This is a genomic window from Flavobacterium terrigena, assembly GCF_900108955.1.
In the GTDB taxonomy this organism is placed as follows: Bacteria; Bacteroidota; Bacteroidia; order Flavobacteriales; family Flavobacteriaceae; genus Flavobacterium; species Flavobacterium terrigena.
On record NZ_FNYA01000007.1, the window covers coordinates 95,340 to 119,657 of the forward strand.

The 24,318-nt window shown below is 32.3% G+C and carries 22 protein-coding genes and 1 tRNA gene; 6 read left to right on the plus strand and 17 right to left on the minus strand.

The window, feature by feature from the left end; translation table 11 throughout:
- Positions 1–38 precede the first annotated feature (38 nt).
- Positions 39–419, minus strand: a complete 381-nt coding sequence (locus BMX42_RS11900; RefSeq protein ID WP_091314527.1) for a DUF1842 domain-containing protein — start codon at positions 417–419, stop codon at positions 39–41.
- Positions 420–926: 507 nt separating this feature from the next.
- On the opposite strand from BMX42_RS11900, the gene BMX42_RS11910 reads away from it, so the two are divergent.
- From BMX42_RS11910 to rpe, 3 genes are all read left to right on the plus strand, one after another.
- On the plus strand, positions 927–1,703 hold the full coding sequence (locus BMX42_RS11910) for a hypothetical protein (RefSeq protein ID WP_143055648.1): 777 nt from the start codon (positions 927–929) through the stop codon (positions 1,701–1,703).
- Between the two features lie 128 nt (positions 1,704–1,831).
- Positions 1,832–2,695: a sigma-70 family RNA polymerase sigma factor gene (locus tag BMX42_RS11915; RefSeq protein ID WP_026718320.1), complete on the plus strand. Its 864-nt coding sequence runs from the start codon at positions 1,832–1,834 to the stop codon at positions 2,693–2,695.
- 386 nt (positions 2,696–3,081) lie between these two features.
- Positions 3,082–3,744 carry a ribulose-phosphate 3-epimerase gene (gene rpe / locus BMX42_RS11920; RefSeq protein WP_091314537.1) on the plus strand — a complete coding sequence of 221 codons (663 nt, stop codon included), beginning with the start codon at positions 3,082–3,084 and terminating at the stop codon, positions 3,742–3,744.
- 7 nt (positions 3,745–3,751) lie between these two features.
- Here rpe and BMX42_RS11925 read toward each other — a convergent pair whose 3' ends face one another.
- Positions 3,752–4,609 (minus strand): zinc-dependent peptidase, encoded by an 858-nt coding sequence (locus BMX42_RS11925; RefSeq protein WP_091314540.1) that lies wholly within the window; start codon positions 4,607–4,609, stop codon positions 3,752–3,754.
- Between the two features lie 161 nt (positions 4,610–4,770).
- On the opposite strand from BMX42_RS11925, the gene BMX42_RS11930 reads away from it, so the two are divergent.
- On the plus strand, positions 4,771–5,364 hold the full coding sequence (locus BMX42_RS11930; RefSeq protein ID WP_091314544.1) for a hypothetical protein: 594 nt from the start codon (positions 4,771–4,773) through the stop codon (positions 5,362–5,364).
- Between the two features lie 187 nt (positions 5,365–5,551).
- Here BMX42_RS11930 and BMX42_RS11935 read toward each other — a convergent pair.
- The 15 genes from BMX42_RS11935 to mraZ all read right to left on the minus strand — a co-directional run bounded on the left by BMX42_RS11935 (position 5,552) and on the right by mraZ (position 22,507).
- Positions 5,552–5,625 (minus strand) — tRNA-Arg (locus BMX42_RS11935).
- Positions 5,626–5,698: 73 nt separating this feature from the next.
- The gene (locus BMX42_RS11940) at positions 5,699–6,148 is read right to left on the minus strand and encodes a GatB/YqeY domain-containing protein (protein WP_091314548.1); all 450 of its coding nucleotides are present in this window, start codon (positions 6,146–6,148) and stop codon (positions 5,699–5,701) included.
- A 400-nt stretch (positions 6,149–6,548) separates the two neighbouring features.
- Positions 6,549–8,627 carry a cell division protein FtsZ gene (gene ftsZ, locus BMX42_RS11945; protein WP_091314551.1) on the minus strand — a complete coding sequence of 693 codons (2,079 nt, stop codon included), beginning with the start codon at positions 8,625–8,627 and terminating at the stop codon, positions 6,549–6,551.
- Between the two features lie 44 nt (positions 8,628–8,671).
- Positions 8,672–10,054 (minus strand): cell division protein FtsA, encoded by a 1,383-nt coding sequence (ftsA, locus tag BMX42_RS11950; protein ID WP_091314859.1) that lies wholly within the window; start codon positions 10,052–10,054, stop codon positions 8,672–8,674.
- 10 nt (positions 10,055–10,064) lie between these two features.
- Positions 10,065–10,787: a cell division protein FtsQ/DivIB gene (locus tag BMX42_RS11955; protein ID WP_091314555.1), complete on the minus strand. Its 723-nt coding sequence runs from the start codon at positions 10,785–10,787 to the stop codon at positions 10,065–10,067.
- Positions 10,774–12,123, minus strand: a complete 1,350-nt coding sequence (gene murC / locus BMX42_RS11960; RefSeq protein WP_091314558.1) for a UDP-N-acetylmuramate--L-alanine ligase — start codon at positions 12,121–12,123, stop codon at positions 10,774–10,776. The genes BMX42_RS11955 and murC overlap by 14 nt, the downstream gene beginning before the upstream one ends.
- A 52-nt stretch (positions 12,124–12,175) precedes the next feature.
- The gene (gene murG, locus BMX42_RS11965; protein WP_091314562.1) at positions 12,176–13,264 is read right to left on the minus strand and encodes an undecaprenyldiphospho-muramoylpentapeptide beta-N-acetylglucosaminyltransferase; all 1,089 of its coding nucleotides are present in this window, start codon (positions 13,262–13,264) and stop codon (positions 12,176–12,178) included.
- On the minus strand, positions 13,264–14,646 hold the full coding sequence (locus tag BMX42_RS11970) for an FtsW/RodA/SpoVE family cell cycle protein (protein WP_091314567.1): 1,383 nt from the start codon (positions 14,644–14,646) through the stop codon (positions 13,264–13,266). Before BMX42_RS11970 ends, murG begins: the two co-directional genes overlap by 1 nt.
- Before the next feature lie 65 nt (positions 14,647–14,711).
- Positions 14,712–16,046 (minus strand): UDP-N-acetylmuramoyl-L-alanine--D-glutamate ligase, encoded by a 1,335-nt coding sequence (gene murD, locus BMX42_RS11975; RefSeq protein ID WP_091314571.1) that lies wholly within the window; start codon positions 16,044–16,046, stop codon positions 14,712–14,714.
- 47 nt (positions 16,047–16,093) lie between these two features.
- A complete protein-coding gene (gene mraY, locus BMX42_RS11980; protein ID WP_091314574.1) occupies positions 16,094–17,314 on the minus strand; it encodes a phospho-N-acetylmuramoyl-pentapeptide-transferase in 1,221 nt (406 codons plus the stop codon).
- Positions 17,315–17,352: 38 nt separating this feature from the next.
- Positions 17,353–18,816 carry a UDP-N-acetylmuramoyl-L-alanyl-D-glutamate--2,6-diaminopimelate ligase gene (locus BMX42_RS11985; protein WP_091314579.1) on the minus strand — a complete coding sequence of 488 codons (1,464 nt, stop codon included), beginning with the start codon at positions 18,814–18,816 and terminating at the stop codon, positions 17,353–17,355.
- On the minus strand, positions 18,813–20,804 hold the full coding sequence (locus tag BMX42_RS11990) for a penicillin-binding protein (protein ID WP_091314583.1): 1,992 nt from the start codon (positions 20,802–20,804) through the stop codon (positions 18,813–18,815). The genes BMX42_RS11985 and BMX42_RS11990 overlap by 4 nt, the downstream gene beginning before the upstream one ends.
- Positions 20,795–21,154 (minus strand): FtsL-like putative cell division protein, encoded by a 360-nt coding sequence (locus BMX42_RS11995; RefSeq protein WP_091314586.1) that lies wholly within the window; start codon positions 21,152–21,154, stop codon positions 20,795–20,797. The genes BMX42_RS11990 and BMX42_RS11995 overlap by 10 nt, the downstream gene beginning before the upstream one ends.
- Positions 21,154–22,062, minus strand: a complete 909-nt coding sequence (gene rsmH, locus BMX42_RS12000; RefSeq protein ID WP_177169169.1) for a 16S rRNA (cytosine(1402)-N(4))-methyltransferase RsmH — start codon at positions 22,060–22,062, stop codon at positions 21,154–21,156. The genes BMX42_RS11995 and rsmH overlap by 1 nt, the downstream gene beginning before the upstream one ends.
- Entirely contained in the window at positions 22,037–22,507 is a 471-nt protein-coding gene (gene mraZ, locus BMX42_RS12005) for a division/cell wall cluster transcriptional repressor MraZ (protein WP_091314867.1), read from the minus strand. The genes rsmH and mraZ overlap by 26 nt, the downstream gene beginning before the upstream one ends.
- Before the next feature lie 329 nt (positions 22,508–22,836).
- On the opposite strand from mraZ, the gene BMX42_RS12010 reads away from it, so the two are divergent.
- Together BMX42_RS12010 and yihA are read left to right on the plus strand one after the other, a co-directional pair.
- The gene (locus BMX42_RS12010) at positions 22,837–23,592 is read left to right on the plus strand and encodes an alpha/beta fold hydrolase (protein ID WP_091314590.1); all 756 of its coding nucleotides are present in this window, start codon (positions 22,837–22,839) and stop codon (positions 23,590–23,592) included.
- 50 nt (positions 23,593–23,642) lie between these two features.
- Positions 23,643–24,260 (plus strand): ribosome biogenesis GTP-binding protein YihA/YsxC, encoded by a 618-nt coding sequence (yihA, locus tag BMX42_RS12015; RefSeq protein ID WP_091314593.1) that lies wholly within the window; start codon positions 23,643–23,645, stop codon positions 24,258–24,260.
- The last annotated feature ends 58 nt before the right edge of the window (positions 24,261–24,318 follow it).

Sequence of the window (24,318 nt, forward strand, 5' to 3'; positions counted from 1 at the left end):
TAGTTTTAAATTCTAGCCAATCAAATTATTTAATAGTTTTATTTTTTTGAAACTACTGGTACATTTTCAATATGAGTATTTGCATAAGCGAATCCTCCTGTTCCATTCCAAGAACCATCTATAGCTAAATGTGCTTCAAAAGGAATTTCAATTGGCATATCTCCATCTGAATGAATCATTCCTTTTATTGCTACAACTTGAGTAACAGATCCAAAACCTGTTGCATAAATTGTTCCTGTAACTTGTCCACTATAATTTCCGTTTTGGATAGCTTGAGTAACATGCACAGAACCAGTTACTTTGTGTTGAGATGGTACTACAACAAATGAAAAATTAACAACAGGCGCTCCTGACATTCCTACATTTCCTATTGTACCTTGAGCTAAATAAGCTCCTTCTAAATTAGATTGTGTTGACATAATATTTTTTTATATGGTTTTTGTCCTACTCTACTGGCTTTTCGGTTCCGCCTTTTTAATTTAAGAATCTTACTAGTATTAATTCCTGAGGTGAAATTAACTCGAATCATAAAACGATTTTTAAATATTGTGATGAAACAGGTTTTTTGATGTATGAGCAGAGAATTTAACCGGAATAAAAACATTAGTTTAAATGATTCTTTCAATATATCTAATGATTAAACGGATGTCGATTTAAAACCAGTAGACAGCTTAAAAACATCGCTTATAGACTGATTTTACTGTCTAAAAGCTTGACATATCAATAAATTTAACATTTAAAAATATAGTTTATAAATTTTTCTTAAAAGACGGTTTGTCATCCAAATGAATATTCCGTACATCGATTATAAAGTTAAATACCAAAAAGGTTAAAACACATATAATTACCTTTGGATTAGAAATTTAAAGTCAAAATTTGATACAGAAATTTCAACTAAAAAATGTTTAACTAACACATCATTAATCATGAAAAATTTTTTTACACTTTTATTTTTTTGTTGCTTATTTTCAAACTGCTCTGACGACGACCAAGCAACGACGACAACTCCATCAAGTTCATTAGCTACCAGACCAGATGCTAATTCGTCATTTGATGATTCATTCAAAGGGATTTACAAAGGGATAGTAATGGGTGATGTTTCAGGTACTGTATATGTTGACCTACTCAATGACGGCGAAATTTGGGCAAAGCTACGTACCAATAATCATGAAACGTATGTTTTACAAAACATTCCTCTTGAAATAGACAAAAACAGCATACCTTCTCCGTTAAAAAAATTTCGCTTTGCAAATGAAAACATATCATTTGATATGAAAGTAGACGAACTTGGAAATAACATTTCCGTTTCGAATTTAATGTTCTTTTCAGATGAAACTTCAAAAATTTGTCTTACGAAAGAAAGATCAACCTCATTAGTTAAGTGCTATAGCGGTAAATTTATTGGCGACGAAGAATCTGGTGACATTAACTTTACAACTGACGGACAATCAAATGTAAAAGGTTTTTCAAAAAATTTAAACTCAGCAAGTATTACAAGTGTTAGTGGTTATCTAAATGCAACACTTGCAATAGATGGAAAAACAACTCCAACTGAAGACAATCCAAATTATAGCTACTATCAATTAAATGCGAATTTACATATTGGTGAAATTTCAGGATATTTAGAAGGCTACAAATTTGACGGAAAATGGATGGCTGAAGGTAGTGAATTAGGCAGTTGGAATGCGACTAGAATACTATAAAAATAACGTTATTTTATTTAAAATGTTCATTTATTAATTTAGGTGAACATTTTTTTATAAACTTTTGTAACTTTTTACAAACTTCTTACGTATAACAATAAGAACTTTTAAAGTTAGGAGAAAACCCAATGAGACAACTTAAAATAACCAAGCAGGTTACTAATCGTGAAACTGCTTCCCTAGACAAATATTTACAAGAAATTGGTAAGGTAGATTTAATTACTGCCGATGAAGAAGTTGAGTTAGCACAACGTATAAAAGCGGGAGATCAACGCGCTTTAGAAAAATTAACAAAAGCAAATTTACGTTTCGTAGTTTCGGTTGCGAAGCAATATCAAAATCAAGGTTTAACTTTACCCGATTTAATTAATGAAGGAAACTTAGGTTTAATTAAAGCAGCACAACGTTTTGATGAAACTCGTGGTTTCAAATTCATTTCTTATGCAGTATGGTGGATTCGTCAATCGATTCTTCAAGCATTAGCTGAACAATCTCGTATTGTACGTTTACCATTAAACAAAATTGGTTCTATCAATAAAATCAACAAAATGTACGCTTTATTAGAGCAATCTAACGAACGTCCACCAAGTGCTGAGGAAATTGCAAAAGAACTAGATATGACAGTGAATGATGTAAAAGAGTCAATGAAAAACTCTGGTCGTCATTTATCAATGGATGCGCCACTTGTGGAAGGTGAAGATTCTAACTTATATGACGTTTTACGTTCAGGTGAATCTCCAAATCCAGATAGAGAATTAATTCACGAATCTCTTCAAACTGAAATTGAAAGAGCATTAGAAACGTTAACTCCTAGAGAAGCGGATGTAGTTCGTTTGTATTTTGGATTAAGCGACCAACACCCAATGACATTAGAAGAAATTGGAGAAACTTTCGATTTAACTCGTGAGCGTGTGCGTCAAATTAAAGAAAAAGCAATTAGAAGATTGAAACATACTTCTAGAAGTAAAATATTAAAAACGTATTTAGGATAATACGTTTTTATAAAGTAAACAACAGTGTAAACTGTTCGTTTTTTGATTGATGATTGAAACTCCGGCTGATTACCGGAGTTTTGTTTTTTTAGTAAACAAATCTCCAGTCTGTTCGCTTCGCTCGGGTTTCCGGAGTTTTGTTTTTTTAGTAAACAAATCTCCAGTCTGTTCGCTTCGCTCGGGTTTCCGGAGTTTTGTTTTTAAAGAAACTTCAAAATTCATCATTCGTTATTCATCGTTCAACATTTTTTAACTTGGAATATTCAACTTGGAATTTTGAATGTTGAAATATTTTAATTTATTGTACCTTTGCCAAAATAACACAAAAACAAATAATTCGAATATTCAATTTTGAATGTTGAATAACGAATTTTGAATTAACTACTATGACTAAAAACACACTTATTGCGCCATCAGTTTTAGCTGCTGATTTTGCAAACTTACAACGCGACATCGAAATGATTAACAATTCTGAAGCGGATTGGTTTCATATTGATATTATGGATGGCGTTTTTGTGCCAAACATTTCTTTTGGGATGCCAGTTTTACAAGCCATTTCAAAACATGCAACGAAAACTATTGATGTGCATTTAATGATTGTTGATCCAGACAGATACATTTCTACGTTTGCCAAATTAGGTGCTAATGTTTTAACCGTTCATTATGAAGCTTGCAATCATTTACATAGAACACTACAAGCCATAAAAGCGGAAGGTATGAAAGCTGGAGTAGCAATTAATCCTCACACTAGTGTTAAAGTTTTGGAAGATATTATTCAAGACATCGACTTAGTTTGTATTATGAGTGTGAATCCAGGTTTTGGTGGACAAAGCTTTATTGAAAAAACATACGACAAAGTATATCAATTGAAAGAGATGATCAAAAGATGTAAATCGAATACATTGATTGAAATTGATGGTGGTGTAACCAACAAAAACGCAAAACAATTAGTAGATGCTGGCGCAGATGTTTTAGTGGCTGGAAGCTATGTTTTTGGCGCTGAAAACCCAACTGCAACTATTGCCGATCTAAAACAAATTACCAAATAAGTTTATCTTAATTTGAAATAAAAACGGCTTCGTTATAATTCAACATTTCCTTCACTTTTATATAAATTGAAGGAAATTTTTGTTTTAATTCTTCTGGTGATTCGAAAAAGTGTTCCAATAAAACGGCTACAAATTCAAATTGATTTTCGAAAGCATACTGCCGTAAAAACCCGGAATTTAATAATTCTAGTCGTAGACTTTCATCGGAAAATGATAAAAATAAATTTCGAAGTGTTTCATTAAACAACACATGAGTGGGTTTATCGCTTTTTAATGTTGCAAAATGCAAAGCATGTGTAAATTCGTGTAAACCTAAATTCAAATTGTCGTTTTCAATATCAATTCCTTCTTTAAAATCTGACCAAGAAAAAACAACTGTTTTTAATCGCGGATTAAATTCCCCTTTATAATATTCATCGGTGTGCGTAGACAAATAAATATTCGGATAAATAATAATCTGCTGAATTAATCTGTTCAAATAATTTTTCATTCCGAAAGTCAACTGAATATAAACCGCTGCAATAGAAAGTTTCATTTCTCGAGTAATAGAAATATCACGAGTAGAAAATTGTGTTCTCTCAATAAAAGTTGCCACTCTGTGCTCAAAATACACTTTATACTTTGGTTTTAATTTGCGATAAAACCGACTATTATTTCGCAAAATCATTTTATCTGTTTCCGATATTTTTTTATTGAATACATGTCCGAAAACAATCAATGGTTTTTTGAAGTTGCGTTGATAAATAATCTCAACAATATATAACATGATGTAGCAGTAGCCGATAATTATTGGAGACAATAACAAAAACATGACAAAAAATTCGGCAAAAGTATATTCTCTTTCTAGTACAGGAATTTCTTGCATTTTGTAAAAAAGTATTTAAATTTTAAAGTGATTGGTGGTTATGACAAACTTATGAATTTTATTCCGATAATTTAACAAAGTTTTTTTTATAAGAGTTTATTAGTAAATTTGATTATTAACCAATGTTATACATTTCTTCAAGTATATAATTTATAATCAAGATGATAAAATACTTTTTAATCCTATCAACACTTTTAGTTTTAGGGTGTGATAAAACCGTAGAAAAAAAGAAAATTAGCGTTCCAGTAAACAAGGAAAAAGAAGCCTTTTTAAAATCTGCATATTTTGATGAAGCACGAATAAAAAATGACAAATATGAAGTCAAGTCTAATGGCGATTCGAGGTCATATTCTGAACTAGAATTATATTATAGCTACAATAAATCAAAAAAACATGAACTGATTCCTTATTCATTGATTATGGTTGAAAAACATAAAAATTATGATTATTGTGATAATCTTTTTAACAATCTTTTAGAGTTTTATAGTGAAATTGAGCTAAGTGATTTTTATAATGGTGAAAAAAGTAGTTTAATAAAATATCTTAAAAACATTGAGTTGCTCAATAAATACCAACGTGATTATGCTATTTATTTTTTAGAACTTGGCGCAAAAAATAAAAATATAGGCTGCATATCAGATTTAGAAATGATAAACCGTTATGGCTTAGGAGTAAATAAAAATTTAAAGAAAGCAGATTCATTAAAAATAGTTTATGAAAAAATAACAGATTTAGAATCCAAAAACATAAAGTAGTATTTAGCTTTTATAGAATTAACTCCAAAAAAACCTTTGTCAAATTATATCTGACAAAGGTTTTTTTTTATTTTGAGACATGACCTCGACAGGATTGACTTCGTCTATCTGCTTTAAAAATAAAATTAAAACAAAAATTCATTCAAACAAGTTTCTGAATTTTCTTTTTTTTAATTTTATTCATTCGTGACCTCGGCAGGGTTCGAACCTGCAACCAACGGAGCCGAAATCCGTCATTCTATCCAGTTGAACTACGAAGCCATTTGAAGTCTGAAGTTGGAAGTTGGAAGTTGGAAGATTAAACTTCGTACTTCCAGCTTCCTACTTCTAACTTTTAAACTAATAATTTCTTAACAATAGTAGAAATCGTTTTTCCTTCTGCTTGTCCGCCAATTTGTGCTGACGCTAAGCCCATAACTTTTCCCATTGAAGCAATTCCAGATGCACCAGTTTCTGCAATGATTTTAGCAATAATTGCTTCCACTTCAGCTTCTGATAATTGAGCAGGTAAGAATTTCTCGATAACGGCAATTTGAGCTAATTCTGGTTCAGCTAAATCGGCACGGTTTTGTTCTGTAAAAATTGACGCGCTGTCTTTACGCATTTTTACTAATTTTTGTAGAATTTTAATTTCATCAGCTTCAGAAATTTCTTCTTTAGAACCTGAAGCAGTTTGTGCTAATAATATTTCCGATTTGATAGCACGTAAAGCTTCAAGCGCCACAGTATCTTTGGCTCTCATTGCTTCTTTCATACTATCCATAATTTGTGCAGATAAGCTCATATATTTCGATTTTAAGTATTTGAATAAATGTTATGCGAAAGTAATAAAAAATCCCGACTCGTTAATAACAAGTCGGGAGTTAGTTTCTTATAACTTAAAAAATCACATTCAATCTAAACTTCTCATTATGCCTCTATACAACTTAAATATAAAGTACATGATAGCTATGATTAAAATAAACAAAAATGCTTGCCAAAAGATTAATCCATAACTTAAATTTTCTACCGATTGTTCCATAAAATAAAATTGTAATTTAATATTTAATTTTACATATTCACAAAACTAACTAACCCGAAACAACAAATTTTACGGCTTTGCCGTAAAAATGCAAATTAATTAAAAAAATCCCGACTTGTTTAACAAATCGGGATTTAAAGTATTGGTTAGTTTTATTTGAGATTTAATCTACATTGTCATGTAAAAAAGAATTGTTAGAACGCAACTGAATGTCGTCATTACTATCCATTCCTAATGACATACGAGATTGATTATTCTGGTTTGGCATACTCGTTACATCTAATCCTTGACGACGAAAAGCTGGTTCTTTTTCTAAATCGTCAATTCTGTTTGGATTATTAAACTTGTGATTGAAACTTTTTAATTTATTTTTTCTTTCTTCAGCTCTTGATTTTAAAATTTCTTCAATAGACATTTCTACTGGTGAAACTGCATCAAAACTGAAGTTGTTTTCAGAAGTTACATTAGTTGCAACAGTTTGTTTTACTGTGAAATTTACTTCTTCGTCAATTGGTTCTGCTGCTTGTTGAATTGTAGCTGCAGGTTCAAAAGTTTCTTCAATTTCTTCTTCCAATGTATATTTAATAATTCCTTCTTGACCTAATTCTGTTACAGGAAAAAATTGAACTGCTTCATTAACTTTAATCTCTTTTGTTTCTTCGCTTAATTCAAAAACAATTGTATTTTGATTTACTTCTGCTTTTGTTTCGAATAAATCTAATGAAAAGTTGAAATCATCATTTGCTACAACAAATTCTGGTTCAATTACTTCAATTTCTCTAACTGAATTAGAAATAATTTCAAATTCTTGAACTGGTCGAACTGCTTCTACAACCGATGGAGCAACATAAGCGATTGGCTCAATGTGCTGAATAGTTTGCACTGGAATTTCCACTTGGAAAGTTGGTTGTTCCACTACGGCAACTGGTTGTTGAAATTCTGCTGAAACGTTTTCAAAAAACACATCTAAATTTTTAATATAATCCGATGTAGGAATTAAATCTGAAACAGGTGCTTGAACTGCTTGTGGCTGTTCAATTTCGAAATCATTTAATTCAAAAACAATTTTTGCTTCTGTTTCAGCTACCACTTCCTTTGGTGCTTCCACTTCAAAAGTTACGTTATTCACAATTGGCTCATTAACAGAAACAACTGGAGTTGAAACGGTATTTGGCGTTAAATTGTGTTGAATTTTTTGCTCACCATCTAAAGAATGAATAATCTTTTGTGGTTCTGCATTTATAATCTCTTTTTGTTGTTCTATGTTAAATCCTGTTGCAATAACAGTCACCGAAATAGATTCTTCTAGCTTTTCATCTTCACCAATACCCATAATGATGTTGGCGTTATGACCTGCTTCGTTTTGAATGTATTCGTTAATTTCACTAATTTCATCGATAGTAATTTCATCTGAACCAAACGTAATAAGCAACAACACGTTTTTAGCACCAGTAATTTTATTATCATTTAATAATGGAGAATCTAATGCAGATTGGATAGCAACCTTAGCTCTATCCGCACCTGAAGCAACAAAAGATCCCATTATAGCTGTTCCACTATCACTTAAAACTGTTTTAGCATCTTTAAGGTCAATATTCATTGTTAAGTGATTGGTAATCACTTCTGCAATACCTTTAGAAGCTGTAGCTAACACTTCATCGGCTTTTGAGAAACCTGCTTTAAAACCAAGATTCCCGTACACTTCTCTTAATTTGTTATTGTTGATAACAATTAATGAGTCTACTTGTTTTCTTAATCTTTCCACACCTTCCATAGCTTGCTCTGAACGGTTTTTCCCTTCGAACTGAAATGGAATCGTAACAATACCTACTGTTAAAATTCCTCTTTCTTTAGCTAATTGTGCAATTACTGGCGCAGCACCAGTTCCTGTACCACCACCCATTCCGGCAGTAATAAAAACCATTTTAGTATTCGCATCCAGCATTTTTTCAATTTCCTCGATACTTTCTAAAGCTGCTTGTTGCCCGATTTCTGGTTTTGCTCCAGCACCTAAACCTTCAGTAAGACTTACACCTAACTGAATTTTATTTGGTACAGGACTTGTTTGTAATGCCTGAGAATCAGTATTACAAACTACGAAATCCACTCCAATAATTCCTTGTCTAAACATGTGGTTGATGGCATTGCTTCCTCCGCCTCCAACTCCAATAACTTTTATTACGTTAGATTGATTTTTTGGTAAATCAAATGTAATGTTTCCAAATTCGTTGTTGCTCTCCATATATTTGGCTTTTTATTTTTTTGTTATTTGCTACTAATAACTCTTTATTCTACATTGTCTAAAAACTCTTTAATTTTCCCTAAAAGGTTATTAAAGTCGTATTTTTTCTTTCTCTCCTGTGATTCTTTCAATACTGTCGGTGTTGGTGTTGGTTTTAAATCTTCAACAACAACATCTTCAACTGGATTTTCAACAACTGGTTCTGGAGCAATTACCGCAACAGGCTCTGGTGTTTTCATTTCAATAAAAGGGGTTGCACTGTTGGTTTGATTACGTAAACTTTCCATCACTAAACCTACAGAAGTTGCATATAACGGGCTTGATAATTCTTCGCTAGAATTTCCTGCTAAATGCTCGTTCGGATAACCAATTCTGGTATCCATACCGGTAATATATTCTACTAATTGCTTAATGTGTTGTAGTTGCGAACCACCACCTGTTAAAACAATTCCTGCAATTAATTTTTTCTTCGACTCGTCATGTCCGTATAATTTAATTTCAGCATACACTTGCTCAATAATTTCCACTACTCTCGCGTGAATAATTTTTGATAAGTTCTTTAAAGAAATCTCTTTTGGTTCACGACCTCTTAATCCAGGAATAGAAACAATTTCATTGTCTTTATTTTCACCCGGCCATGCAGATCCGAAACGTGTTTTTAATAATTCCGCTTGTTTTTCAATAATTGAACAACCTTCTTTAATATCTTCAGTAATCACATTTCCACCGAAAGGAATTACCGCAGTATGACGAATTACTCCGTTTTTAAACACGGCTAAATCTGTAGTTCCACCACCGATATCGATAAGTGCAACTCCAGCTTCTTTTTCTTCTTCACTTAAAACTGCATCCGAAGAAGCTAAGGGTTCTAAAGTCAATCCTGTTAATTCTAATCCAGCGTTTTTCACACAACGACCTAAATTTCTGATAGACGCTGCTTGACCCACTACGATATGAAAACTAGATTCTACTCTAGCACCATACATACCAACTGGTTCTAAAATTTCCGATTGCCCGTCAATTTTAAATTCTTGTGGTAATGCGTGAATAATTTCTTCACCTGGAAGCATTGATAAATTCTGAACTTGACAAGTTAATTGCTCAATATCATATTCTCCAATTACTTCTTCTGGATTTTTTCTACTGATGTAATCGCTATGTTGAATGCTACGAATGTGTTGTCCGGCAATACCAACTACTACATCATTTATTTTGTAACCTGAATTATTTTCTGCTTCTAAAATTGCTTGTTGAATAGATTGAATAGTTTGCGTGATATTATTTACCACACCTCTATGCACGCCCAAACTCTTAGATTTTCCTACACCTAGAATTTCTAATTTCCCGTACTCATTTTTCTTTCCGATCATTGCCACAATCTTAGTTGTACCAATATCTAATCCTACTCCAATACTTTCTTTGTTCATCATCTATTCTTTATTTTGAACACACTACCTGCTGTGTGAAAATTAAATTTATTGATTTGTACTTCCCAATTAGCGAATCTTTCGATGCGTATTGATAAAAAGCTTTATAATTCTTAAACTTTTTTTCAATTGAAACGGGTTTGCCAAAATTAATTTCGTAATCATATTCTCTAGAAAGCATTGTCATACTCCCGTTTTTCTGAATTGTGATTGCGATGATATTCTTTTTTAAAAAATCATCTTTCTCAATAGCGCTAAAAGTTTCAATGAAACCCTTCTTAAATTCTCCTTCAATATTTCCTTGAACAATAGGAACTCTTGACGAAAAATTATTTGACAATTGAAAAATACTGCCGTTTTTATCTACGTAAAAATTACGGTTTCCGTTAACAACTCTCGCTACAGGGGACTTTTGTAAAACTTTGGTTATTAACACTCCGTCTTCCGAGGTAAAAACCTCCGCGTTCTCGATAAAAGGCTGTCTCTTCAAGACACTTTCCAAATCTTTCAAATCTACTTTTTCTTTTTGGATTGACGAAGTGCCTCCCAAATTTTGTATTAACAAGTTATTAACCATTTCATTTGTTAAAAACATTTTGTTATCGCCCTGAAATTCAACTTGCACCTTGCTTATCTTCCTATTCTCGTTTCTGTTCTGTGTAAAAGAATACAAAAATACCACTAAGAAAAGCATCAATACTAGACGAATATTTTGCCAATTAAACTTTTTCATTTAGCATTTTTTTAATGTCTTTCACCATTTCTCCAATATCACCTGCGCCTATTGTTACGAACACATTAGCATCAGAATCCCTAAAGTTTGTTAATAACTCTTCTTTGGTCACCAAACGCTTATTTGGGTTATTAATTTTATTCAACAACCAAGTTGAATTTACACCTTCCATTGGCAATTCGCGAGCTGGATAAATTTCCAATAAAAGTATCTCATCAAATTGCGATAAACTTTCTGCAAAACCGTCAATAAAATCTTTTGTTCTACTAAATAAGTGTGGTTGAAAACAAGCGATTATTTTTTTGTTTGGATACAATTCTCGAACGGCTTGATGCACGGCATTTATTTCTGTTGGATGATGTGCATAATCATCAATATATACTAATTTTTCTTCTCTAATTTGGAATGAAAAACGACGGCGAACCCCTTTGAAAGTAGCCAATGCGTTACTTATTTTTTCATTTTCTACACCGTAAGATTTCGCCATAGCGAAAGCCAATAAAGCATTCGTTAAATTATGATGTCCAGGCAATCCGAATTTTATATTTTCGATTAGTTCGTCTTTCGTTTTCACATCAAAAACATAAAAACCATTTTCTATTCTGATATTTTGAGCAACGTAATCAGCATCAACATTTACCGCAATTGTATTTCCTTCTAAAGGCAAACCTTTGATGATAAATAAATTTTCTGCTGGCACTTTGTTTGCAAATTCTCTGAACGATTCTTCAATAGCCGCCACATCACCATAAATATCTAAATGATCTGCATCCATTGATGTAACACAAGATAAATTTGGATGTAAATGCAAGAATGAACGATCAAATTCGTCAGCTTCAACTACTGTAACTGTTTTTCCTGAACCAATTAAATTCGTATTATAACCTTCAACAATTCCGCCTAAAAATGCCGTAACATCTACACCGCTTTCATACAAAACATGACCTAAAATACTAGAAGTTGTAGTTTTTCCGTGTGTTCCAGCAACTGCGAAACAGAAAGTATCTTTTGTGATAATACCTAAAACTTCGGCACGTTTTTTAACTGTAAAACCTTCGTTTAGAAAGTAATTCCATTCCGAATGATTTTTAGGAACTGCAGGCGTAATAACCACTAAAGTATTCTCTGTATTTTTAAAACTATCATCAATCAAATTCACATCATCTTCAAAATGAATTTTGATTCCATTTTCTTGTAACTCGGCCGTTAATTGCGTTTCAGTTTTATCGTAACCTGCTACGTTTTTTCCAATGTATTGAAAATAACGCGCCAAAGCACTCATCCCGATTCCTCCGATGCCAATAAAATAGACGTTATGTATTTGATTTAGGTTCATTTTTAAGTCAGTATTTTCGCCATGAAGACGCTAAGTCACTAAGAACTTTATATTATTTTATTAACTTTTTTATTTCTTCTACGATATCTTTTGTAGCATTTGGTAAGGCTAACTTTTTGATATTCTCTATTAAGCTTTCTTGTTTTCCATTGTCTTTTGCTAAAGCTTCAAAAACAAGATTAAATTCTGATTCTAAGTCGGATTCTTTAATCATAACAGCACCACCTTTATCAACAATTGCTTTGGCGTTTTTAGCTTGATGATCATCAGAAACATTTGGCGATGGAATAAAAATAACAGGTTTACCCACGATACATAATTCGGAAACAGAAGAAGCTCCTGAACGAGAAATTACGATATCTGCAGCGGCATAAACCAAATCCATTCTATCAATAAATGCGGTAACTTGAACATTCTCTTTTTCGCTATATTTCGAATAATCAATTAAATAATGTTTTCCACATTGCCAAATAATTTGAAACCCAAGTCCGGTTAAAAAATCTAAATCTTTTTCAATTAATTGATTTAATCTTCTAGCACCTAAACTTCCACCTAAAATTAAAAGTGTTTTTTTATTGGCATCTAAATTAAAATGCGAAATGGCTTCGTCTTTTTTACTGGTAACATCAATTAAATCTTGGCGAACAGGATTTCCTGTTAACACCATTTTATTTTTAGGAAAAAAGCGTTCTAAATTTTCATAAGCCACACAAATGACATTGGCTTTTTTAGCTAATAATTTATTCGTAATTCCAGGAAATGAATTTTGCTCTTGAATTACCGTTGGAATTTTTAACATTGCAGCCACTTTAAGCACAGCTCCACTTGCAAAACCACCAGTCCCGATAACTGCATCTGGTCTGAATTTTTGCAGAATTGAATATGACTTCATCAGACTTGACAAAAGTTTTACTGGAAACATAGCATTTTGAAGCGTTACTTTTCGGTGTAAACCAGAAATCCAAAGCCCTTCAATTTTATAACCTGCTAGTGGTACTTTTTGCATTTCCATTTTATCTTTTGCACCTACAAATAAAAATTCAGCGTCAGGAAATTGCGCTTTCAATTCGTTTGCAATAGCAATTGCTGGATAAATATGTCCACCTGTTCCACCTCCACTAATTATAAATCGTTTTCCCATTACTTTTTATTTAAAACCGCGTTCATTGGGTTTTGCCCATTTACTAAACTATCACCTTCGTTATCCAATTCGTTCTCTTGTTTTAAAGATTCACGAATGGAGTATTTCATATCATTAACTTTCTGTTCTTCTTCTGAAATTGATTCTGTTGCATGTTCTGCATTCATTACAGAAACCTCTCTTTCAATAATTCGTTGTAAAGCCGCTTCTCTATCTTGTAAATCTTTTAAATCGGCAGCAATTTCATCTTCTCTTTTCGTTACACTTAGAATAATTCCTAGCGATAAACATGTCATCCAAACGGAAGTTCCTCCACTACTAATTAACGGCAATGGCTGACCTGTAACTGGAAGCAATTCTACTGCAACACCCATATTAATTAAGGCTTGAATGATTATTGGAAAACCGAGACCAATGATGAGTAATTTTCCAAACATGTTTGTTGTTTTGTTCGCTCGTATTAGAAACCTAAAAAACAACAACATGTAGAAAAAAACTAAAAGATATCCACCAATTAGTCCGTATTCTTCAATGATAATAGCAAAAATAAAATCGGAAGAAGATTGTGGCAAAAAGTTTTTCTGAATACTTTTCCCTGGTCCAACTCCATTAATTTTTCCAACAGCGATAGCAATTTTCGCATTTTCAATTTGGTATTTATCTTCGTCTGGTTTATCCGTTGTAAAATTTTCAATTCGGCTTACCCAAGTATTTACACGGCTAAATGCTTTTTTCTCAGGAAAAGCTTTTGCTAATAAAAAGAATAAGGCTAAAAACGCAAATCCGCTGGCTAATATTATCGCTAAATATTTTAATGGATATTGTCCGATAAATAACAACATACAAACCATTGCAAACATTAATGCTGTAGTTGAAAAGTTGGATGGTAACACACAAACCAAAACAGCGCCAACTGGAATCCAAATTTTCACAAATGAATCTTGAAAAGTATACGTTCCTTCATTCAATTTCGTAAGTGTTCTTGCTACATAAACCATTAACACTGTAAATGCCAATGTTGATGGCTGAAATGATAAATTCACAAAAGGAATAGTTAACCATCGACTCGCATTCGCTCCACCAATTGTTTTCCCTTGTAACAAAGTAAAAAGTAGCGCTGGGATAATTAACCAAATAGCAAAAATGGAATATTTTTTAAATCTTTCGAAAGGTAATTTATGTACAAAATACACGATAACCATTCCGATAGAAAGATGCGTTAAATGCTTCAATAAAAGTTTAAAAGTAGAACCAGTTCCATTTCCAACGGTGTACACTAAATTTGTAGCTGCACTATACACCGGCAAAAAAGAAGCTAAGGCTAGTAAAAAAATTACCGCCCATATTGTTTTGTCTCCTTTAAGATACTTTAGTTTGTTCATTTTTTATTAATTGTTCTCGATACATTCCGAATCATAAATTCATCGAAACACTCGAACTGACGTTTTTATAAATTTTGTACGGCTTGTTTGAACTGACGACCTCTGTCTTCATAATTTTCAAACAAATCAAAACTGGCACAAGCAGGAGAAAGCAGAACTGTATCACCTTTTTCAGCCATTTTACTTGCGATTTTTACTGCTTCAGACATAGAAGTTGTTTCTACAAACATTTCCACTAAACCTTCGAATTTTTCTGCTAACTTTTTATTATCAACCCCTAAACAGATAATTCCTTTAACTTTTTCGCGAACCAAAGCCATTAATTCATCATAATCATTTCCTTTATCAACACCTCCAACAATCCAAACAGTTGGCGTATTCATACTATCTAAAGCAAAGAATGTAGCATTTACATTTGTTGCTTTTGAATCATTAATATACTGAACGTTGTTAATTTTCAATACTTTTTCTAATCTATGCTCTGCACCTTGAAAATTAGTTAAGCTTTCTCTGATAGTCGCTTTTCTAATATTCATTAATTGTGCTACTGTTGTTGCAGCCATAGCGTTCTTAACGTTATGTTTTCCTTCTAAAGCAAGTTGATTGATTGGCATAATAAAATTTTCGTCGTTTAGGTTGATATTGATTTCGTTGTTGTCTGTAATACTTCCGCCTTCATCTAATTTTTTCGTAATTGAAAAAGGCACTTTGTTTGCTTTTATTTTATTGTTGGCTAACCAATTTGTTATGGCTTCGTCATCATCATCGTATATTAAATAATCATCTTCTGTTTGATTCATTGTTACTCTGAACTTTGAATCTATATATAAATTGTAATCGTAATTATATCGGTCTAAATGATCTGGGCTGATATTCGTAATTATGGCAATATCTGGCTTGTAATTTATGATTCCGTCTAACTGAAAACTACTTAATTCTAAGACATAGCAATCGTGCTTATTTTCGGCCACTTGCCAAGCAAAACTTTTACCAATATTTCCTGCTAAGCCTACATTTAAACCACCTTGTTTTAGTAAATGATAGGTTAACAAAGTGGTAGTCGTTTTTCCGTTACTTCCTGTAATTCCGATTGTTGTTGCAGTTGTGAAAGGCGCCGCAAATTCAATTTCTGAAATCACTGGAATCTTTTTTTCAATTAACTTCTGAACAATTGGCGATTTCTCTGGAATACCTGGACTTTTCATTACCACATCGGCATTCAGAATTAATTCTTCTGTATGCTTTTGATCTTCCCAATCAATTTTATTTATCGTAAGAACTTCTTTATAATTTTCTTTAATTTTACCGAAATCAGACACAAAAACATCGTATCCTTTTTTCTTTCCAAGAATAGCGGTTCCTACACCACTTTCTCCTCCGCCTAATACTACTAACCTCATTTTCTATTTACGATTTACGATTAATGATTTACGATTAATGATTTCCATTAACGTAGTTTTAATGATACTAGTGAGAAAATTGCCAAAATAATTGCTACAATCCAGAAACGGGTTACGATTTTACTTTCGTGATATCCTTTTTTCTGGTAATGATGATGTAATGGCGACATTAAGAAAATACGACGCCCTTCACCGAATTTCTTTTTCGTATATTTAAAATAAGCGACTTGTAAAACCACAGAAAAGTTTTCCGCTAAGAAAATTCCACATAAAACAGGAATCATTAATTCTTTACGAACTGCGATGGCGATTACTGCGATAATTCCACCAATAGTTAAACTTCCAGTATCACCCATAAAAACCGTCGCTGGATATGTGTTGTACCACAAGAAACCGATTAATGCTCCTACGAAAGCTGCAATATAAATGGTCATTTCTCCCGAATTTGGGATATACATAATATTCAAATAGTTTGAAAAAATGATGTTACCAGAAACGAATGTAAAAATACCTAAAACCAAAACCGATATGGCTGAAGTTCCTGCGGCTAAACCATCAATACCGTCAGTTAAATTCGCACCATTTGAAACCGCTGTTATAATAAAAATTACAACTGGAATAAAAATTAACCAAGCCCAATTTTTGTAATCGTCACCCATGAATGATAACAATTCAGCATAATCGAAAGTATTATTTTTTACGAATGGAATTGTTGTTTCCATTGATTTCACTTCTTGAGAAGTAGACTTAACAACCGTTTCAATTCCTTGTTTTTTAAGAACCACATCTTCTTTTATTGTTACACTTGGACTGAAATATAAAGTCGCACCAACAATAATTCCTAAACCAATTTGCCCAATAACTTTGAATCTTCCTTTTAAACCATCTTTATCTTTTTTGAAAATTTTGATATAATCATCTAAGAAACCAATACTTCCCATCCAAACCGTAGTTACCAAAAGTAAAATGATGTAAATATTATCCAACTTCGCCAATAATAACACTGGAACTAACGTAGCCAAAATAATAATTAATCCACCCATTGTTGGTGTTCCTGCTTTTTGTACTTGACCATCTAAACCTAACTCACGAACTGTTTCACCAACTTGTTTGTTTCTTAAATAAGCGATGATTCTTTTACCATAAATTGTAGAAATTAGCAACGATAATATAACTGCCATTCCCGAACGGAAAGTGATATATTGAAACAAACCTGCTCCTGGCAAATTGTACGCTTCGTCTAGGTATTTAAAAATGTAGTATAACATAGTCTAATGGTTTATAATTATAGAAAACTGTAAACTGATTACTTTTCTAATTGTTTTAATAATTCTTGTACGATTTGCATGTCATCAAAATCATGACGCACTCCGTTTATTTCTTGATAGGTTTCATGACCTTTTCCTGCAATCAAAATAATATCACCAGGATTTGCCATTTGACACGCTGTTTTTATCGCTTGTTTTCTATCTAAAATTGAAATTGTTTTTTTAAAATTCTGACCTTCCACTCCAGCTTCCATTTCTTCAATAATCGTTTGAGGATTTTCAGTTCTTGGATTGTCTGCTGTAAAAATGGCTTTGTCGCTTAATGAAGCTGCGATGTTTGCCATAATTGGTCTTTTTGTTTTATCTCTATCGCCACCACAACCTACAATTGTAATTAATTGTTCATTTTTAGTACGAATATCTTCAATCGTTTTTAGTACATTTTCTAAAGCATCTGGTGTGTGTGCATAATCTACAATAGCAGTAATTTTAGAATCGGAAATGATAAATTGAAAACGTCCTGAAACACTTTCTAATTCTGATAATAAGCGTAAAGCTTCATTGCTTTCAATTCCTAATTCTAAAGCTACTCCATAAATTGCTAATAAATTGTACGCGTTGAATGAACCGATTAATTTCGTCCAAACCTCATCATTATTAATTTTCAGCACCAATCCTGATAATTGATTTTCTAAAACTTGTGCTTTAAAATCGGCATATGTTTTTAAAGCATACGTTCTTTTTCTGGCAACTGTATTTTGAAGCATTACTACTCCATTTTTATCATCAACATTTGTAATTGCAAAAGCCGATTTTGGTAAATTATCGAAAAATGATTTTTTTACATCTCGGTATTCCGCAAACGTATCATGATAATCTAAATGATCATGCGACAAATTGGTAAACACACCGCCTTCAAAATGTAACGATTCTATTCTCTTTTGGTGAATTCCATGTGAAGAAACTTCCATAAAACAGAATTCGCAACCAACCTCAACCATCTCATCTAAATACTGATTGATTGTTAATGAATCTGGAGTTGTGTGAGTCGCTTTATATTCGGTTTCATCAACCATGATTTTCACGGTAGATAATAAACCAACTTTATAACCTGCTTTTTTGAACATTTGGAACAACAACGAAGCAATTGTAGTTTTTCCGTTCGTTCCGGTAATCCCAATTAATTTTAATTTTTGAGAAGGATTGTTATAATAATTTGCTGCTAAATACGATAAAGCTTGATTTGAATTCTGAACTTTTACGTAAGTGATATTTTCTAATAAAGTGGCTGGTAAATCTTCACAAACCACAACGGAAGCTCCTAACGAAATGGCTTTATCAATAAATTGATGACCATCAGAAAGCGAACCTTTTATAGCTACAAAAACATCGTTATTAGAAACTTTTCTAGAATCAAACTCAATTTTATTAATAGCCAAATCGGTTGAACCGTGAACCGCTTCAATAGTAACTTTATATAATATGTCTTTTAATATGCTCACGATAATTCTATAGTTATAGTTTGATTTTTCTTAAAAACTTCGCCTGGATTAATGGATTGTTTTTTCACTTTTCCAACACCAATAAACTTCACTTTCAATCCTAAATTCTCTAATAATGAAACGGCATCCATTCCTGCCATTCCTTTTACATTTGGAACTTTATTTGTATTTCCTTGCGATTTTTTTTCATACTCAGCATACAAAACGTCTTGCTTTGCATTTTTTAATTTGATGCTTTTAAACTTATTTGTGTTTGGCACATCTGTAAATATTTTTTGTGCGATACGTTTGAAAACTGGTCCAGCCACATCTGCTCCATAATAATTATTTAAAGATGTATTGGGTTTGTGAACCACAATGATGCAAGAATATTTAGGATTGTCAGCAGGGAAATAGCCTACGAAAGAAGAAGCATAATACATGTTCTCTTTTCCTTTGTTGTAATTCACTTGCGCTGTTCCTGTTTTTCCAGCCATTGAAAAATCTTTAGAATACAATTTACTTCCAGTTCCTTTTTTTACCACATTTGCCAAAACTGCTTTCACTTTAGCTAAAGCTTCATCCGAGCACATTTTTTCGTTAATGACTTCAGCTTCGTATTTTTTAATACTTTTATTCCATTCTTTAATTTCTTTAACGAAAATTGGTTTAATCATTTTTCCGTTATTGGCAATTCCGTTGTATAAAGTCAACGTTTGTAAAGGTGTCATAGAAACTCCGTAACCATATGCCATCCAAGGCAAAGAAAGCGCGTTCCAATCATCCGTTCCTGGTTGAGGAATGTATGATTTCCCTTCACCTAACAACTGAATTCCAATTTTTTTATTTAATCCGTAACTGTTTAATCTATCTGTGAATTGTTTTGGATTATTTTTATAATTTTCTTGAATAGCTTGTACTAAAACCGTGTTAGAAGAAACTTCAAAACCACGTGCTAGAGAAATACTTCCGTAGCCACCATCATGAGAATCTTTTACTTTTTTATTTCTGATTGTAATTACTCCACCGTTTGTATTGTATACTTTAGAAGTATCTATTTTTTTATCATCAAGAAGGGCGATTAAATCTAATAATTTGAAAGTTGAACCTGGTTCATGTGATTCGGCAACTGCATAATTCTGCGTTTCATAATACGAACCATCTTCTGCTCTTCCTAAATTTGAAATCGCTTTAACTTCTCCGGTTTTAGTTTCCATAACAACTACACAACCATGATCTGCTTCATACAATTCTAATTGTTTAAGCAACGCATGATGCGCAATATCTTGGATAAAAACATCGATAGTTGAAATAATATCGTATCCATCAACTGGATCTAATTCATTGACATCCGATATTGGTTTCCACTGATTTTTTGCAATTTTTTGCATCCAGTGGTGACCATTTGTTCCGTTTAAATATTTACGAAATGCGTACTCTAAACCTTTACCTTGATTTCCATCACGTTCATACCCAATCGTTCTATTAGCAATTAATCCGACTGGATGCTTACGAACTGTTTGTTGTTCCGTAATGATTCCACCTTTGTTCGCACCTAATTTGAATAATGGAAATTTTTTAATTCGCATATATTCTGTGAAACTCAATTTTCTAGCAACTAAAAAATATCTGTTTTTGGTGTTTTTTGCTTTTCTTAAATCTCTTTGAAATTCGCCTGAAGGTTTTCCTAAAAGACGCGCTAACGAATCAGATAGCGCTACATAATTTTTTTCGAAATTTTCATCTGAAGGTGCTACAGCATCAAAACGAATGGTGTATTCAGGAATAGATGTTGCTAATAAACTTCCGTCAGAAGAATAAATATTTCCTTTGTTAGCAGGAATATCGAAGTTTTTAACTGTTCGTTGTTTCGCTAAATTTCTGTAATAATCACCTCCAACCCATTGGATATTGAATAATTTTACAGCGATGGCAATAGAAAACGCAAAAACACAGACTACTACAAAAGTGAGTCTGTATGAAATGATGTTATCTTTTTTTACTGCCATATTTTCAATTTATCGAAAAAGCTTTTGTCTTCTGGTTTATGAATTACAATTTTCTTTGGTGGAACCGATGAAGGTAAAATTTGTCTTTCTTCCATTTTTTTTGAAATTGTAGATTCCATTTTGAGTTTCATTAACTCGGAACGGGTGTCTACAAATCGGGAACGCAACTCTTTTACTTCATTGGTTAACCTTGTGATTTTATAATTTTTTTCGTCGTAATTATGATTAAAATATATCATTAACATAGCCAATGAAAACAAGAAAATAATGAATTTCCAAGTTTTAAGCGCGTCATCATCAATTAAGAATTTCGCTTTTAAAAGACTATATATGCTACTTTCTTTTGTCATTATTTTTTTTCTGCTACTCGTAATTTCGCACTTCTTGCTCTGTTGTTGATTTCAATTTCTGCTGCTGAAGGCACAATTAGTTTTTCAATAATTTTAAAAGGCACTTCAAAATTTCCGAAGAAATCGCGTTCTGGTTCACCTTCAAACATTCCATTTCTTATGAATCTTTTCACTAATCTGTCTTCCAAAGAATGATACGAAATCACGCTTAATCTTCCACCAGAAACTAATAATTCTTCCGTTTGTGTTAGAAATTCTTTTAGCACTTCAATTTCCTGATTTACCTCAATACGAATCGCTTGATAGATTTGCGCTAAAATTTTATTTGCTTTATGTCCAGGTAAAAATCTTGCTAAAACTTCTTTTAATTCTTCTGAACTTTTAATTTTTTTATCAGCTCTAGCCGCAACAATCACACTTGCCATTGCACCACCATTTTTCAATTCTCCGTAATCTAGAAAAACGCGTTTTAGTTCTTTTTCTTCGTAATCATTAATGACTTCATAAGCTGAAAGTGTATCATTTTGATTCATTCTCATATCTAAAGCACCATCAAAACGAGTTGAAAAACCCCTATCAGCTACATCAAATTGATGAGAAGAAACTCCGAAATCACCTAAAATTCCATCAACTTGTTTCACCCCGTAAAAGCGTAAAAATCTTTTTATGAATCGGAAATTTTCATTGATTAGCACAAATCTTTCATCGTCAATTGTGTTTGCTAATGCATCTGTATCTTGATCAAAACCAAACAATTTTCCGTTTGGTCCTAAATGTTTCATTATTTCTCTAGAATGTCCTCCGCCACCGAAAGTTACATCTACATATATTCCGTCAGGCTTAATATTTAAACCTTCAACCGTTTCTTTTAAAAGTACAGGATTATGATATTCCATCTTCGTCTTCATTTTGATTACCCATTACTTCTTCTGCCAAATCTGCAAAATCTACCATCGCATTATCTAAAGCAGATTCGTATAAATTTTTATCCCAAATTTCAATAATTGAAACCGCAGAGGACAATACAATATCTTTATCTATTTTAGAAAACAGCACTAAATCTTTCGGGATTAACAAACGACCTGTTGTATCAATTTCAACCATTTTCACACCAGCCGTAAACGCTCTAATGAAATCGTTGTTCTTTTTAACAAATCGGTTTAACTTGTTAATCTTTTGCATCACTTTATTCCATTCGCTCATTGGATACAATTCCAAGCAAGGTTGAAATACAGAACGCTTCAATACAAAACCTTCCTCAAGATTGCCCAATTGTTTCTTGAGGGGCGCAGGCACCATTAGCCTTCCTTTTGCATCGACTTTACACTCGTATGTTCCTAAAAATGTATTCAACTTTTTTGAATGAATTAATAATGAGACAAATTTAAAAAATATTTTACCACTTTTTACCACAAAATACCACTTTGTTAATAAGTTTTTACTCAAAAAAGACATAAATCCCACTTAACATCAGAAAACACACTTATTAACGAAGATTGGAAGTTTTTAACTAATTTTTATTTGATTAGAAAAACCTTGTTAATTACACCGATTGTCACGCAAACAAATTGAACATTAGACATTTAGCCATTAAACAATTTAATAATGAGCGATATAGACCAAATGTGAAAAATTTGTGTATTTTTGTAAATATTAGATTATTTGAACACGATACAGCATTTATGGTAAAGAAAGAAAAGAAATACACCTATTTTGAAGCAGGAGAAGGTACACCGATAGTGGTTTTACATGGATTAATGGGTGGTTTAAGTAATTTTGATGGAGTGGCTAATTTTTTTCCTTCGAAAGGATATAAAGTTATTATTCCAGAATTGCCTATTTACACGCAGAGTTTATTAAAAACGAATGTGAAAGCATTTGCTAGATATGTAAAAGATTTCATCACTTTTAAAGGGTATGAACGCGTTATTTTAGTTGGAAATTCTTTAGGTGGACATATTGGTTTATATTTTACGAAACAATATCCAGAATTGGTCAGAGGCTTGGTTATTACTGGAAGTTCAGGATTATATGAAAGCGCGATGGGTGAAAGTTATCCAAAGCGTGGCGATTATGAATACATTAGAAAGAAAGCTGAAGATGTATTTTACGATCCGAAAATTGCGACAAAAGAAATTATTGATGAAGTATTTGCAACAGTAAACGACAGAATTAAATTACTGAAAACGTTAACGATTGCTAAGAGTGCTATACGTCATAATATGGCTAAAGATTTACCAAAAATGCACGCACCAACGTGTATTATTTGGGGAAAACAAGATAAAGTAACTCCGCCAGAAGTGGCAGACGAATTTAAAAAATTGCTACCAAATGCGAGTTTATATTGGATTGACGAATGTGGACACGCAGCAATGATGGAAAAACCAGACGAATTTAACGATTTGTTATACGGATGGTTAACCGAAAAGAAATTATAACATAATTAAAGTCATTCTGTTTTAGAGTGGCTTTAAATTTTTTGAATAGTATGAAAATTAATACTGCAGAATTTGTAATTAGTAATTCCGAAGTGGAAAAATGTCCGAAAGACAGAATTCCGGAATATGCTTTTATTGGACGATCTAATGTTGGAAAATCATCGTTAATTAACATGATTACCAACCATAAAAACCTAGCTAAAACTTCAGGAAGACCAGGAAAAACACAGTTAATTAATCATTTTTTAATTAACAAAAACTGGCATTTAGTCGATTTACCAGGCTATGGTTATGCGAAAGTTTCGAAAACAACAAAAGCGAAATTTCAGCAATTTATTACCGACTATTTTGAAACACGTGAACAATTAATTTGCGCGTTTGTTTTAGTCGATATCAGACACGAACCACAAAAAATCGACACAGAATTTATTGAATATTTAGGCGAAAGCGAAATTCCGTTTTGTATTGTTTTTACGAAAGCCGACAAATTAGGAAAAACGCATATTCACAAACATGTGGAAGCTTATAAGAAAAATTTATTAGCGAATGATTGGGAAGAAATGCCTCAGTATTTTGTAACTTCTGCTGAAAGCACTTTGGGTAAAGAAGAGATTTTAACTTATATTGATGAAGTAAATCAGAGTTTATTTACGGGTTCTGATTTTTAATAACTCAATTACCGTATTAATAGAAACCCTCCAAGAGTTCAAAACTCTTGGAGGGTTT